The following is a 14,754-nucleotide window of genomic DNA, read 5'->3' as shown; positions in this document are numbered from 1 at the left end:
ATCAGGAGATTATTTCTATTAATTTGTCACTGTATTCCTTAACGTCCCAATGCCTTCAACCGTTATTTCAATGGTATCCCCGGCTTTCAAGAACCTTGGCGGCTTAAAGCCTTTCCCTACTCCTGCCGGTGTTCCGGTCGCAATGATATCACCCGGCTCCAGCGTCATACCTTGCGAAAGCACGGCAATAATCTCTTCAACAGGAAAAATGAAGTTTTCTGTATTGGAGTCCTGTCTTACTTCACCATTAACAGTTGTCTTTATGTCCAGTTCATTCGGATTGGCGATTGCTGATTTATGTACAATCCATGGTCCCATCGGGCATGTCGTATCAAGGCTTTTGCCAATGAAAAACTGTTTATGCCTTGCCTGGAGGTCGCGGGCAGTAACATCGTTTATAATTGTGTAGCCAAAAACGTAATCCAGCGCTTCTTCCCTTTTAATTCCTTTCCCTTTCTTGCCGATGACAACTGCCAGTTCACCTTCATAGTCCAATTGCTCTGTCAATTCACTATGAGTTAAAATTTCTTGTTCATTGGCGGTGACAGTCGTAGGTGCTTTGGTGAATACCATGACATGCTCGGGTATATCTTCCTTGCTCCCCATTTCGATCGCATGCTCAGCGTAATTTTTCCCTACACAGAAAATATTCTTGGCCGGACGGGGAATTGGCGCCAGCAATTCAACGGATGATAGCGGAAGGTAATGTTCACTTTCCAGCTTGTTATCCTTTACCCACTGAACTGTCTTTTCAGCTTCTTGAAGAAATTTGTCGCCTAACGATATGGCTTCAATCATGTCAGATGAAAAAATTTTTTCGTCCCCCATTTTTCCATGTACTTCTTGCAGTGGCAAAACATGACTTCCTTCATCATTTACGATGCCGATCCATTGGCCTTTTTCATTTTTTACTGTTGCGAATTTCATTTGAATTGCCCCCTTTATTCATTGTTTCGTGTAATGAAATGCTCGGTATCCCGAGGATTTGTGAAATGATGAATTTCTTTACCTGATGTTTTCATCTCATCCAGGAATGCAAGGATTCCTGGTGTTTTTTTACGCTTATATCCTGCCACCCACTTTATGAATGTCCAATCAAGTTTTTCCTCACAGCCTCCATTCATATCAGGCCGGGACTTCTTATGATACATGACACGCCTTTTAAAAATACCATAAAGGCATCTTGAAGTAGAGTAATCGAGGAAGATGATTGTATCCGCTGCCCGCGCTCTCATCTCGATTGTGCTTCCATAGTTTCCATCCATGATCCATGAATCTTTTGCCATGATTTCTGTTAAAATAGCCTTCCACTCATCACTTGCTGTCATTTCCCATCCAGGTTTCCAAAACAAGGCATCAAGATGGTACACCTCTTTGGCAAGAACCACTCCCAGCTTTCTTGCGAATGTTGATTTCCCCGAACCCCCGTTGCCTATGATCATGATTTTTTCCATCAGGCTGCACCCTTTTTAAAACGCTGTTTCTTTAAATAAGTACCGCTTCGCCACAGCCATTCGACAGGTCCATAATAAAACCTTTTGACCCACCAGCTGCTGACAGCTAATTGACTTGCATAGATGGCAAGAGCCAGCATTGTTCCAGCGAATATGGACACATCGCCATAGTAACCGAGTCCGTAACTGTAAAAAATCATCGTTGAGAAAATAGACTGGGATAAGTAGTTGCTGATTGACAGCCTGCCGGCAGCTTCTAGCGGGTAAAGGACCCTGTCCATTTTCCTGTGCTCGGATAGAAGGGCAATGATCAGCGCATAAGCCATCGCCAGCATTGCACCTCCAAAAATATCCTGGGCATAATCAGTCATCAATGTTCTTCCATAAAGGTACGGAATTGACTTGATCAACAGACCGAGAATAGAAAGTGCGGCTGCGTATGTCCTGATCTTTTTCTTATTCCTGTGTACTTTTTCGAACAGCCTCATTTTGGCCGCACCTGCTCCAAACATGAACAAAGGCAGAATTGTGATTAAATAAAAAAACAAACCCATGAGATTATTATTTTTATACCACTCTGTCATTCTTTGCTCTGTCACTTCGGCAAAGCTCCCAGTTCGATAGACATTTATTGCCTGTTCTGCAGCCTGTCCATCATACATTGAAAATTCTGCCCCTCCATCCACCGCCGAGGCTGCTCCAAGCATCAGCACGAGAAGGAGATTTGGGACAATATAGATGGCCAAACCTGCAATCATCAACCTTTTTGCGCTCCATCCCAGGAATAAAAGAAAGGCAAAACCGCAGACTGCATAGGTTATGAGGATATCCCCTTCCCAGATAAAGAAAGCATGGATACAGCCAATCAGCAGCAGCAGCGAAAGCCTTCTTACGGCAAGCGGAGTGAACTTCAGACCTTTATCGAGGATACGCTCCCTTAAGATCACCAGCCCATATCCAAACAACATCGCAAACAACGGATAAAAACTTGCCTGGATCAACACATCGATGAATCTGTATGTAAATAAATTTATATTTCCCTCCCACCATGTTTCAGGATCAATATAAAAATACGGTGAGTGGAATGAAATCATGTTGACAAGAAAAATCCCTAACAATGAAAAACCCCGCATCCGGTCGATCGAAACAATCCTTCCCGATGCCCTTCCGTTAATATCCATTTTCCCCCTCATTCCATCCAATGTTTAACATATAATCTATGTATATCACACTATCAGCGAACCTTGCAAAAGGAACGGAGGATCCAGCATAGAAACCACTACCTTATATACAGATTGGATATCATGCATACAATTTTATAGAAAAGGAGACACCACCTAACGGCATCCCCCGCAATCTATTAATTCACAAATCTTCCAGCCTTTCCCTTCGTTTCCCAATACTCATTCCTCAAATGGACTTTTTGAATTTTCCCAGAAGCAGTCTTTGGCAGTTCTTTTACAAAGGTTACCCCAGTAATCGCTTTGAAATGGGCCAGTTTCTCCCTGGAAAAAGCAATAAGGTCCTTTTCCGTGATTTGTTCATTTTCACGTAACACGACATATGCGTGCGGGGTCTCCCCCCATTTTTCATGCGGGACGGCGATGACTGCAGCTTCAAGGACAGCCGGATGGTCATACAAAGCCCCCTCGACCTCAATGGACGATATATTCTCCCCGCCACTGATGATGACATCTTTTTTACGATCGACAATGTCGATATTCCCGTATTCGTCTACGGTCGCCATATCACCTGTATGGAGCCACCCATTGCGGATCGTTTCCATGGTTGCCTCTTCATTTTTCCAGTAGCCTTTCATGACTCCATTGCTTCTCGTGATCACTTCGCCGATTTCCTTGCCATCATGTGCAACCTCTTCGCCAAAGTCGTTGACAACCTTGACCTCGCAGCCAATCATCGAGATGCCGGCCTTCGCTTTCATCCTGTACTGTACATTCAATGGCAGTCCCTTCAAGTGCGACCTGACAGTTGAAATCGTACTTAACGGGGAAGATTCCGTCATGCCGTACACCTGGATGAACTCCCAGCCAAGTTCTTTTTCAACACGTGTAACAAATGCTGGCGGCGGTGCCGATCCAGCGATGACTACACGCACCTGCTGTTCAATGTTCGGGACATTTTTTTCATAATACTGGAGCAGGGCGTTCAAAACTGTCGGTGCCATATGCATCACGCTGACTTTATGCTTTTCCAATGCGCTGAAAATCGCCTCGGGGGTTGTTTTGCGGAAGCAAACCTGAGAAGCGCCGTTTGCCGTGTAATAAAATGGAGACCCCCAACCATTTACATGGAACATCGGCAGGACATGCAACAGGACATCTTCATCGCTTACCCGCAAATGATGCATCGTGCTTAGTGCGTGCAGATAATTGTTCCTGTGGGTAAGCATGACCCCTTTGGGATTCCCAGTCGTTCCACTTGTGTAGAGGAGGCTGCATACATCATTTTCCTCTAATTCTTCGCGTTTGAACGGTTCGGGAGAATGCTGTAAAAGCCACACATCGTATCCGATTTCCTCGAGGCTGTCTTCCTTATAATGGACAATGATTTCCTTCACGGTTTCCAGTTGGTTTTTGATTGGCTCGACGAGATGGTATAAATCCTGATCGACAAATAACACTTTGGATTCACTGTGGTTAAGGATGAATAGATAATCCTCCGGTTTAAGGCGAATGTTCAAAGGCACCATCACACCTCCGACCTGGAAGACACCATAAAAACCTTCAAGCATTTCAATTGAATTTGGCGCAAGGTAGGCAATCCGGTCACCTTTGGCGGCTCCAAGCTTCCTCAAACCATCCGAAAGCTGGTTTACCCTTTCGTTCAACTCAGAATATGTAAGCGCCCTGTCCTCGGAAAAAATAGCCTTTTTGTCTCCATAAAGCGATACCGCACGGTCTAGAAACTGGTTCAACAGCAATGGAACGTTCATTATTTGCCTCCTGTAATAATAAATTTAAAATTCTTAATATATAAATATATTAACATATCTACATCTCTGTTATACAAAATTTCAACTGTTATATAACATGATTTTTCATAGCTGATTTTCCAGGAAATTTTCATAGGAACTTTGTTTAGTGTAGTTCCTTATTTGAAACAAATAGGCATTTTAATCACATTCTTTATTTGGGCACATAGGATAATAAAGAAATCAAAATAAAGGGTGTTGCTCATGCCAGCAATAGTTGGGGTCATACAGGTCATTTCAATTAGCAGCAGTGCGGTCTTCCACATTGGCGATGTCTACAGAATAACTCCCCGTTCCAGCGCTAAAACCTTCTCCGGTGCGGGCTCATTCAATACCGGAGACGGATTGACCATACACAATAATCTTAGCTCGACAAATACCTATGACCAAGATGCAATTGATCAAGGAAATTATTTGAATGTATAGTGCGGGTGATTAGGTTGAATTTTTATATACAACAATCGATCAATATCAATTTTTTAAAGGTTGAGGGAATATCGAACTCTTCTGTCCTGCAAATTGGCAGTGCTGGTTTGATCAAGCCAGTTTCTAACCTATATAACACGGGCGGCTTTATAGCACCAGCTCCAGAGGCGCTGCATCCCTCCCAAATAACAACAGGTACATCATATACACCAGAAATACTTGAGACACCTGCGGTTCCTTTACAGGCTCCGGTTACACGAAGCTAACATTTAAAAACTGGTTCGAGGCGAGGTGATTCGTTTGAATGCTGAATTTTATGAATATGTTAAAAAGCTGCATTTATATGTACAGCACCAAAGCAAAAAGATATCCAAATTGGAAAAAATGGCCATGGATTTGCAGCAAGAAGTTGCAGCATTGAAGGATCGGCCTCCAGTCCAAATTGGAAATATCGAGTACAAATTCGACCAGTTGAAGGTAGAAACTCTTGAAGGGACTTTGAATATTGGCTTGAACCCGAGTGAACTGGATGGAATTGATGATTTTTCGGTAGATCAAAAAGCGGTTAATGTACCTACTCCTGGAAAACAGCTGTTTAAGAGGACAATCGAAATTGAAACAGCACTGTACAAATACCTTGAAACGGATTTAGAGGGTATCTATCGCGATGCTCAAGCGAAGCTGGGGATCAATGTAGATGATTCTTATTTCACTTTTATAAAAGAAGATATCAGAAAACAGTTGTCTGGCAGAGTGGCGGCACATTTAAAGGAAAGGTCCTCCGGTGAGAATGGGACGGTAATAAGCCCGGAGATGAATAATCAAGTGATTGACCTGCTAAAGCAGGAGATTCAGAATGGTGTATTCCTCTTCCTCAAAAACCTGCCAGATAATGTAAAGGAAGGTCGTTCAGAATGAATTTTCAAGTCTATAACAGGGATATTTGCGTTGGCGACATCAGAATCCTTGGCGTTTCAAGTTCCTCGCTGCTAATGGTCGGGGATGCAGATACCATCAATTTGGCATCCACATTCGATACTCCTGCAGAGTCACTGATAATCGGGCCGTTCGTCCCTCTTTCGCCGGAAGCTGGACGATGATGCTTCAAAGAATCGCTAGTGTTGATAGAATAAAAATAGATTCAGTAATATTTTCTTCAGTGTTCCAAATAGGTGATTCCCAGCAGATCCAGGCATTTTCCAGAGCTCTTGCAGTCCAAAGAGAGCGTGAAGTATTTTATGAGAATGAAGGCGCATTTAGTGCCTACCCCATTTTTTCTGAGCCCATTACATTTCAACCGGATGTTGAAACCATAAATAGTTCTACTCATAATGTTAATCCTGTCTTAAAGGTGCGGAGTATCAATATACTGGGTGTATCGTCTTCTTCAGTGGTGCATCTTGGGAATACCTGCAATGTTTCTATGGAGGCAAGGGTCAAGCACATCCGGCATCTCCTGCCGCGCCCCGAACAAAATCGTTGATGCATGCATATTGTTTTATCAAGGCTGATGTACTCTTAGGCCATTCTACCGTTCGTATATTGACTTTTGGGCATCGCATTTTTTAATGACTCTGAATTTGGCTAACTAGCCGCAACTTTTTATGTATATCGCCCAATAGAATAGCAGAAAAGGATGTTTTCAATGCCAGCAATCATAGGTCCAGTCCAAATCTTGAATGTAGGCGGCGGGACGGTGCAGTTTGGCGACACACTGTTCATCTCGCCAAAAAGTAATTCAAAAACAGTCGCTGGGCAGGGTGGTTTCAATACTGGTGGTTTCATTGTTACGAATAACGGACTTAGCGCCAGTAATGTCCTTGATGCCAACCTGATCGACCAGCCGACAGTAGGAAATAACTAGCGCTTTTTACGTTTTCGAGCATTTGATTTTAAAATTCTCGGCAGCCTTGTAGAGGGCTGCTTTTTTATCCATCTCAGGAATTTTTGCAGTTCAGGATGTAAGCGGAGCAATTCAATACTATTCAATTCCGTAGCCAGCTCCTCATTTGTGAATAAAGCATGTATCTGTTTGTGGCAAGGAATGCAAAGGCTGGCAGTTGGCATGAAGGCTCCGCCCATTTCCCTTGGTGTCAGATGATGGACCGTGACCTCGACCTCATTCCTGCAGCATAGTTCACAAGTGTTGATATGGCTTTTCTTTGCCATTTACAATCCCTCCTTCAACAAGCCCTGTTGGTAATTTCCCCTTCATGGATTTTCTTAATCAGTTGTGCACCTGTCCCATACGCTACAAAAAAAGGAATCGGCAAGGATTGTGTGAACAATCAACCGATTCCTTTAATTTAGAACTGATCCATTTCCAGAAGATGTCCGCCATCAAAGAAATATAAATATTTCTCTTCAACTGGCTTTTTCCATACTTGTTGAATCGCCTTTGCATACAGGCTGATCTGGATTCGATAACGCTCTTCCAAAATCGGTTTTGCCTGTTCGAACCCGCCTTTATAGCGGTCATGGATGCCATCTGTCTTGAAGTCAAGCAGGACTGTCCCTTTCTCATCCTCGAAAATACAGTCGATGACCCCCTGGATAAAAATCGGCTCATTTTCTCCCTGCCAATCAGGGTAAACCTCTTTTGCCGGCAATGAGAGATAAAATGGAACCTCGCGGCTGACCTTGTTTGCTCCAAGGAGTCGCTGGCCGATCTCAGTATCAAAAAAGGCAAGAATCCATTTTTGATCGACTGCCTCCTTCTGTTCCGGGAACAGCAGCTCCTTCTCGACCATTTGCTCCAGCTGTGATTCAAGGCTTAACTCTGTAATCGGCCTGGAAAGATCGATATGCTGCATGACCATATGCATCGCGGTTCCCCGTTCTGCAGGGGTGAGCTTTTTTTCCTGCATGAACCTTGGCCTGTTAAGGATTGGCTTCGTAAACCGGCGGACGATCTGTGTCCCGCTCTCCTCATCCCTTGTTTCGTGGTTTCTCTTCAGCTCGGTTACAGACTGTTTCGAACGGTGATTGGCCGCTTCCTTAAAGTGATATTTCCATGAAAGCTGTTCATTGACCTTATCAGCCAGTTCCGAAACCTGGTTTACAGCCTGGCCAGCTGCGACAAGATCCATCAGGCTCTCGCGCTCTTCGTCTTTCTCATCGGCATATGAAATGATTTCCTCTGCGTTAATCGTTGCGATTTTCCAGCGGGATGGATGACAGTTAATCTCTTCGTCGAGTGCAGGATGCAGGATTGCCTGGCTTCCCCTGATCGACTCACAATCCTTATGACGGATAACAGCTGGCCCTATCCAGTCAATATAGCCTGATGCCGATGCCCTTAAATATTCATCAAGGAGCCATTCCGGATGGCTTGCTTCGTCCTGCCACTTGCTGATCGTTTTATCTGCATCCTTCACAGAACCGATCAGGTAGAGCTTTTCTTTTGCCCGTGTCAAGGCAACATAGAGGACACGCATCTCTTCAGAAAGCATTTCCATCTTATGCTTGCGTTTGAACGCCAATTGCGGCAAAGATGGAAACGAAATTCGCTTCTCAGGGTTGATGTACTTAGCAGCAAAGCCAAATTCTTTATCAAGCATATAGAATTTTTTCAAGTCCATCGTATTGAAATTCCGGGCAAGTCCCGCTACGAAAACTACTGGGAATTCCAGCCCTTTGCTGCTGTGGATCGTCATGATCCTGACGACATCTTCCTGTTCTCCCAGCGCCCTTGCCGCGCCAAGATCATCGCCACGCTCCCTCATCCGTTCAATGAAGCGCAAAAAGCGGAACAAGCCGCGGAAGCTCGTCGCTTCATATTGTCTTGCGCGATCATAAAGCGCTCTGAGATTAGCCTGGCGTTGTTTTCCGCCTGGCATCCCGCCTGCAAAATCGAAGAACCTCGTCTCCCTGTATAATTGCCAGATTAAATCAGAAACAGATCCTTGTCTTGCAGCCGTTCTCCATTTTTTCAAGCCTTCAAAGAAACGACTCGTCTTTTCATGAAGAGCTTCATTTTCTATTGTCGGCTTGTGGAGACAGAATTCCGTCAACGCCTCATAGAACGAACCTCTTTTCTGGCTGATCCTGATGATGGCTAGTTCTTCTTCGTCCAGGCCGACGATCGGTGACCTCAATACAGCGGCAAGCGGGATATCCTGATAAGGGTTGTCGATTACTTTCAGCAAAGAAAGCATGACCGCGACCTCTGTCGCCTGGAAATAGCCAGTCGACAAATTCGCGTAAATCGGGATTCCCTGCTGCTTGAATTCCTCCATGATTTGAGGAGCCCAAGTCATTGAGCGAAGAAGGATGACGATATCGCGATAATTGACGGGTTTGGATGTTTTTGTTTTGGGATTATACACACCCCGGCGCTCTTCAACCATATCCTTGATATGCTTGGCCATCAGCCTTGCTTCGAGCTGGGACTGTTCAAGGTCTTCAGCATCGAATTCAGTATCAGCTGACTCATTCACTTCTGGGGAATCATAGTCTGTTGAAGCACCTTCTCCCTTATCAATCAACAGGAGCTCGACTGGGAAGGAATCATCCTCAGGATAGGGAGCCCCTTTTTTCAATTCAGCATTATCATCGTAATGGATTTCACCGACTTTTACGCCCATGATTTGTTTGAATAAATAATTGGTGCCGTCCAGTACTTCGCTTCGGCTCCTGAAATTCTTCGCAAGATCAATTTTCAGGCCAGTTCCTTCACCCTCAGCCGTGAACCTGTTGTACTTTCCGAGGAAAAGGTTTGGTTCAGCAAGACGGAATTTGTAGATCGATTGTTTTACGTCCCCAACCATGAACAGATTCCCGGCTGCCTCTCCTTCTGCCGTTACCAGCTGGAGGATGGCTTCCTGGACCATATTCGTGTCCTGGTATTCATCAACCAGCACTTCCTTGAATTTATTGCGGTAGGCCAGTGCAGCTTCGGAAGGCGATACAGGAGATACATTTCCATCATCAGTCTTTGCAGTCAATATCTCAAGTGTGTAATGCTCAAGGTCTGAAAAATCCACGAGACCACGTTCCTGCTTCACTTCTCCAAACCTGTGCGAAAATTCTTTCACGAGGTCAATCAGCACGGCGATCAACGGTTTCATTTCCTGCATATCCTTCAGGAAGCTTTCTGGTTTTCTGGAAAATAGTTCACTTCTTAAATCATGGACAATTTTCTTTGCACGGTCCCTGAGCTTGGCGGCTTTATCGACTAGATCCTTATTGTAATCATCGCCGCGACATGTCTTTGCCCTCCCAAAATCAGCAAGCTGTATCGCTTCATGCAAATCTCCCCAGGTTTGTTCACTGGCAGCCAGCAATGTGTCGATCACATGAAGATCTTCTGTAAAATTGACAGCCCGTGGTGCCGGTCCGCCCGGCATCCTGGAAATGTCCAGCGCTTTTTCGAGAAGCTGTTTTGCCCCCTGAAGCTGCAGCTCGATATCTGAGATAAGTACTTTCATAAACGGCAAGTGCTCGATCGCAATGCTGCCTGCTGCTTCGTACATGGATACGATGGAATCAAGATACGCATCAGGGGAAGGATTGGATCTGGCAAAATCAAACAGGTCAGTGATGATGTCCTTCAACCCTTCATCGCTGCGGTCATTCGTGAACGCATCCACCAGATTGAAAAAAGGCTGATTATCTGCTTTGCCGTATTCTTCTTCAAAAAGATCTTCAATCACTTCGTCCCGCAAAAGCTGTCCCTCGGTTTCATCCGCGATTCTGAAGCCAGGGTCAACATCAATCAGATAATAATATTTCCTGATGACTTCAAGGCAAAAGGAATGGAGCGTTGAAATGGACGCTCGATTCAACAGGCTCAGCTGCTTTTTCAGATGTGTTGAATCAGGGTGGCTGTTGATGGCTTTTTCAAGCGCTTCACCAATCCTGTGACGCATTTCAGCCGCAGAAGCATTTGTGAACGTTACGACGAGCAGCTCATCGACGTCAATAGGATAGTTCTCCGAAGTGATTTTCCTGATGATCCTCTCGACAAGAACAGCCGTTTTACCTGATCCGGCCGCCGCTGCGACAAGTATATCCTGCCCCGAGGCCATAATTGCCTTCCACTGATCTTCCGTCCATGTCGCGCCTTCCGGTACTGGCGGTATATTCATTCTAGCCAAGGTCCTCTTCCTCCTCTCCTATTGCTGACAGTAGGCCGAACTTCTTGATTTCTTCAAGTCTTGCAGAATCGACTGCCAGCCCATCATCGGCCTTCAAGTTTTCGTCTTGTCTCAGCGACTGCAGCAGGTCTTCCTTTTTAATGACAGGAAGCTTCCTGAAGTCATTCGATTCAACCGCCTGGTCAAACTGGCATACCGGCTTGAACGAGCAGAATGTACATGGTGCCCGGTCCTTGAGTTTGTATGGAGCAACATCAACAATTCCGCTGACAATCCTGTTGCCGGTCTCCACATACTTATGGCGCACAAATTGCCGTAAATGGTCAAAATCCTCACGGCTGGCAACCTTCGAGCTCTTCAGCAGGCTTCCATCTTTTTTAAAACCCGCGGAGATGATCTGTGAACTGCCTGTATCGAGCCCCTTGTCCATCATCCGGATGACATTCTCATCGCTTAGCAGCAATCCGTTCATTTTAAAACGTTTAAGGATTTCCTCTTCAATTTCATCAAGCGTCAGCATTTTTGAAGCATTGACAATCGGGTTGTGCACATGGAAATAGAGTACACCTGCAGGGTCAGCCTGCTTCCCGACAAGAAGCGGTGAATGGGTGATAATGATATCCAGGTAGGTGAGCATCTGAAGTGCTACACCGTAATACACCTCTGTCAGATTGACATCCTTCACGCTTGATTTGTAATCAATCACTCTCAGGTATACACCATGGTCATCCTCGGCTTTATCAACACGGTCAATCCTGCCCATCAGCTCCATCTTTGTGCCATTTTTCAGCGAAAAGCCCAGCGGAGGCAGTTTACCCTGCCGGCCGAAGCCGAGTTCCAGGCCGACTGGGGAGAACCCGCTGACTTTTGCATGCTCACTCAACACGAGAGATGCGCGGCTGATGATGTTCTGAAGTTTTTGCCTGATATAATGATGCCTGTTCGAGCTAAGCAGGATTTCATTCTGCAGTTTTGGAGCAAGCTTTTGCACAGCATCCCTTGCCAATTCTTCAGCCTGTGCCCTTGTAAGCTGGGCCCAGCTAAGGTTTTGCTCCATCACCGTTTCAGCGATTTCCTTCAATGCCGCGTGGAAAAGATCGCCGATATCCGGAGCCTCGAGCCGGAATATCTGCCGGTCTCGCAGCTTCAAGCCATGCTGGACATAATGCGAGAATGGACAGCTGTTGAATAGTTCCATCCTGGAGACACTTGCCTGGATTTCCTCGCCATACAATTCCTTCGTGACAGATTCAGACAGCTGTTTCGTCCTGTTTTCATAAAACAGGCTGGAAAGAACTTTCCGGGCTGTATCTGCCCAGCGGTGATTCTTCATATAATAATCGTACACATCCCACCAAAAATCATAGACAGGATAATTCCGCTTCTTCAGCTGAAGCTGGGATGTCAGATAGGATAAGGCAATATTTTCACCGGCAGCATATTCAAGCTGCTCTGCTTCCGGCAATTCCGAAGGATCTGGCAGGAAGAAATGCGTCTGATGTCCTGGAAACAAGTCCGAAATCCTTTTGATGAAGGAAGAAGGCATCAGGGCTTTCCCCTCTTCATTGGCAATCGGATAACTGATATAAAGCTGCTCCGAAGGCGTCACAAAAGCCTTATAAGCCGTAAAACTCTCATCCAGCAGCTTAGTTCGGCTGCCCGGGGCAAGCTTCAAGCCTTTTGATTGCAAAAGCTCGCGGTCGTCATCCGCAAAAATTCCTTCCTCGGTCATCTTGGCAGGAAGAATGCCTTCGTTCACGCCAATCACAAAAGCCACCTTTACATCGGCAAGCCTTGTTTTTTCTATGTCGGCAACCAGTACCTGGTCAATTGCCGGAGGAATCAGCGAAAACCTCAGTGACTCAAAACCAGCATCAAGGATGGAAACGAATTGCTTCGGTGCCACCTTGCTGTCACCCAGCATTTCGACGAACTGGTCAAGGAGATTGATCACGGCATTCCAGGCCTGCTCGTGCTCCCTTGCGTCAATCAGCCTTCCTTCCTGCTCCGCATATATTCTCCATGCTTCGAGCTTGGCGGGAATATCGAGCTCCTCCAGGAAGAGATAAACCGCTTCAGAAAGCTTTCTGCCTGTGTCAGCACGTTTCAGGCGCCGGGCCATTCGCAGAAGCGGTGAAGTAATTAACTGCTTCAAGTCATTCAGTTCCTGTTCAATCTTCTTCTCAGCATCCGTCTGGGCCACACTGTCATACTCGAGCCCCCGAATTCTCCGATATTTCCAGCGGTCTTTTCTCGTCCATTTATCTCCCTGGATCCCATATGCAAGCACATAGTTCTCCAGGATATCCATCTGTTCACGCACCCTGTTCAGGTCAGCACCCTCAGGGAACAGCAGGTCTGTCTTTACAGCCCGGAAAATCGGCTCATACCGCCAGTTCCCCAGGACCGTCTCCAGGCTTGAACGGACAAGCTCGATCAATGGATGGTGGAGCATATTCCGTTTCTGGTCGATAAAGAATGGAAGTCCGTAGTCTTCAAAAATGGTTTCCAGTACTTCACGGTATTCGCTTCCCCTCATCAAGACAGCGATATCGCGATAGCGGTATCCATCATCCCGTGCCAGGCCAATGATTTTTCTGGCAACTCCTTCAAGCTCGGAACGTCTGTTGGCTGCCTGTGCGATATGGATTGACGCCTCGCCTGAATACGGTACAGCCGGCCTTGAATCGAATTCCCTTTCAAGATGCTTCAGGGATTCATCCTGCCAGCGCCGTTGTTCAGACAGCACGACATTATCTTCTAGCTCATAGCCTTTTGTCCTTATCATGTCATAGAGTGTTTGGCAGGTCTCTCCTGTCAGCCTGAATAAATGAAGTTCATCAGGCTGTTCATGCTTGAAATCCCTGTCAACCGGGAGTGCGATTGTCACTCTTTTGGAGGAGGCAATCAGCTGATCAATGATCATGAGTTCAAGCGGCGTGAAACTATAAAAACCATCAATGTATACTTCCGCATTTTTCAGATAGTCAGAAGCCGGGATCTTTTCGGCAAGCAGCTTGAAATAATCCTCGGAATCTATATATTTACCAAACAATTCATCTTCGAACTGGCGATACACCAGCTCCAGGTCGTGGATCTTATCATGTAATGCCTTGTTACCTCCGGAGCCTTCAGCCATTTTCCCTGCAAGTTCTTCCGGATTGATGGCATAGCGTTTGAACTCGATCAGCATTTGCTCCATCTGCTGGATAAAACCATTTTTATCCGCAGCTTTTTGGAAGATTTTCAGGTCCTCTTTTTTGTCTTCAATGATTTTGCGGATCATCATACTGATCCCGACGCTGTCCAAATGCTGGCGTATGTATCCTCCCGTTTCCTGAAGCACTCTCCACGCCAGGCGCGGGAAGCTGTATACCTGTGCCCTGATCATTCCACCAAGGTCAGGATCTGTGGATAATCTGTATTCTGACAGGAAAGACATTTGTTCCGGCACAAGATAGACAATCGGATCTCCTTGAGGATCCGAAACAAGCCTGTCCTTCATTTCCTTCATGATCAGCTCGGTTTTCCCGCTGCCCGAGCGCCCCAGTACTAAACGTACAGACATCTGACTTCCCCTTTCTTCTAGTAAAATAACAATCTTCCAGGCCTAACTTTTTTCCTTTCACGACGTGCACTGTGCCTGTTTTTTATTTGTAAGGACATTGGAGCCATCGTTGATCCAAGTGCTATGTTCAAAAAAGCAATAATCTATGAAATCAGCCACCTGCTAAAGTCGAAAAAGGCGCTTCTCTCACCTGCGCCTTTTGTCTGCCAAACAATT

General features: G+C 45.7%; 13 protein-coding genes. 6 read left to right on the top strand and 7 right to left on the bottom strand.

Annotated elements, in window-relative coordinates; genetic code table 11:
• Positions 1 to 18 precede the first annotated feature (18 nt).
• The 4 genes from FS736_RS00980 to FS736_RS00965 all read right to left on the bottom strand — a co-directional run bounded on the left by FS736_RS00980 (position 19) and on the right by FS736_RS00965 (position 4,407).
• Positions 19 to 927: a fumarylacetoacetate hydrolase family protein gene (locus FS736_RS00980; protein ID WP_144474497.1), complete on the bottom strand. Its 909-nt coding sequence runs from the start codon at positions 925 to 927 to the stop codon at positions 19 to 21.
• Positions 928 to 941: 14 nt separating this feature from the next.
• Positions 942 to 1,454: a DNA topology modulation protein gene (locus FS736_RS00975; protein ID WP_144474496.1), complete on the bottom strand. Its 513-nt coding sequence runs from the start codon at positions 1,452 to 1,454 to the stop codon at positions 942 to 944.
• The gene (locus FS736_RS00970; protein ID WP_144474495.1) at positions 1,454 to 2,635 is read right to left on the bottom strand and encodes a DUF418 domain-containing protein; all 1,182 of its coding nucleotides are present in this window, start codon (positions 2,633 to 2,635) and stop codon (positions 1,454 to 1,456) included. Before FS736_RS00970 ends, FS736_RS00975 begins: the two co-directional genes overlap by 1 nt.
• 179 nt (positions 2,636 to 2,814) lie before the next feature.
• The gene (locus tag FS736_RS00965) at positions 2,815 to 4,407 is read right to left on the bottom strand and encodes a long-chain-fatty-acid--CoA ligase (protein ID WP_144474494.1); all 1,593 of its coding nucleotides are present in this window, start codon (positions 4,405 to 4,407) and stop codon (positions 2,815 to 2,817) included.
• 243 nt (positions 4,408 to 4,650) lie between these two features.
• On the opposite strand from FS736_RS00965, the gene FS736_RS00960 reads away from it, so the two are divergent.
• From FS736_RS00960 to FS736_RS00935, 6 genes are all read left to right on the top strand, one after another.
• Positions 4,651 to 4,872: a spore germination protein gene (locus FS736_RS00960; protein WP_144474493.1), complete on the top strand. Its 222-nt coding sequence runs from the start codon at positions 4,651 to 4,653 to the stop codon at positions 4,870 to 4,872.
• Between the two features lie 14 nt (positions 4,873 to 4,886).
• Entirely contained in the window at positions 4,887 to 5,138 is a 252-nt protein-coding gene (locus FS736_RS00955) for a spore germination protein GerPB (RefSeq protein ID WP_144474492.1), read from the top strand.
• Positions 5,139 to 5,172: 34 nt separating this feature from the next.
• Positions 5,173 to 5,790 carry a spore germination protein GerPC gene (gene gerPC, locus FS736_RS00950; RefSeq protein WP_260983498.1) on the top strand — a complete coding sequence of 206 codons (618 nt, stop codon included), beginning with the start codon at positions 5,173 to 5,175 and terminating at the stop codon, positions 5,788 to 5,790.
• Positions 5,787 to 5,972, top strand: a complete 186-nt coding sequence (locus tag FS736_RS00945; RefSeq protein WP_144474491.1) for a spore gernimation protein GerPD — start codon at positions 5,787 to 5,789, stop codon at positions 5,970 to 5,972. The genes gerPC and FS736_RS00945 overlap by 4 nt, the downstream gene beginning before the upstream one ends.
• Entirely contained in the window at positions 5,969 to 6,355 is a 387-nt protein-coding gene (locus tag FS736_RS00940; RefSeq protein WP_313959694.1) for a spore germination protein GerPE, read from the top strand. Before FS736_RS00945 ends, FS736_RS00940 begins: the two co-directional genes overlap by 4 nt.
• A gap of 162 nt (positions 6,356 to 6,517) precedes the next feature.
• On the top strand, positions 6,518 to 6,736 hold the full coding sequence (locus FS736_RS00935) for a spore germination protein (RefSeq protein ID WP_023615349.1): 219 nt from the start codon (positions 6,518 to 6,520) through the stop codon (positions 6,734 to 6,736).
• On the opposite strand, the gene FS736_RS00930 is transcribed toward FS736_RS00935, so the two are convergent.
• From FS736_RS00930 to addB, 3 genes are all read right to left on the bottom strand, one after another.
• Entirely contained in the window at positions 6,733 to 7,041 is a 309-nt protein-coding gene (locus FS736_RS00930) for an HNH endonuclease (RefSeq protein ID WP_144474490.1), read from the bottom strand. The genes FS736_RS00935 and FS736_RS00930 overlap by 4 nt on opposite strands.
• A 137-nt stretch (positions 7,042 to 7,178) precedes the next feature.
• Positions 7,179 to 10,961 carry a helicase-exonuclease AddAB subunit AddA gene (addA, locus tag FS736_RS00925; protein ID WP_144474974.1) on the bottom strand — a complete coding sequence of 1,261 codons (3,783 nt, stop codon included), beginning with the start codon at positions 10,959 to 10,961 and terminating at the stop codon, positions 7,179 to 7,181.
• 1 nt (position 10,962) lies between these two features.
• Positions 10,963 to 14,538 carry a helicase-exonuclease AddAB subunit AddB gene (gene addB, locus FS736_RS00920; RefSeq protein ID WP_144474489.1) on the bottom strand — a complete coding sequence of 1,192 codons (3,576 nt, stop codon included), beginning with the start codon at positions 14,536 to 14,538 and terminating at the stop codon, positions 10,963 to 10,965.
• Between the last annotated feature and the right edge of the window lie 216 nt (positions 14,539 to 14,754).

It is taken from the genome of Cytobacillus oceanisediminis 2691 (genome assembly GCF_007678455.1).
In the GTDB taxonomy this organism is placed as follows: domain Bacteria; phylum Bacillota; class Bacilli; order Bacillales; family Cytobacillaceae; genus Mesobacillus; species Mesobacillus oceanisediminis_A.
The sequence above is the reverse complement of the archived record's forward strand: the minus strand, read 5'-3'. Positions and strand labels throughout refer to the sequence as shown.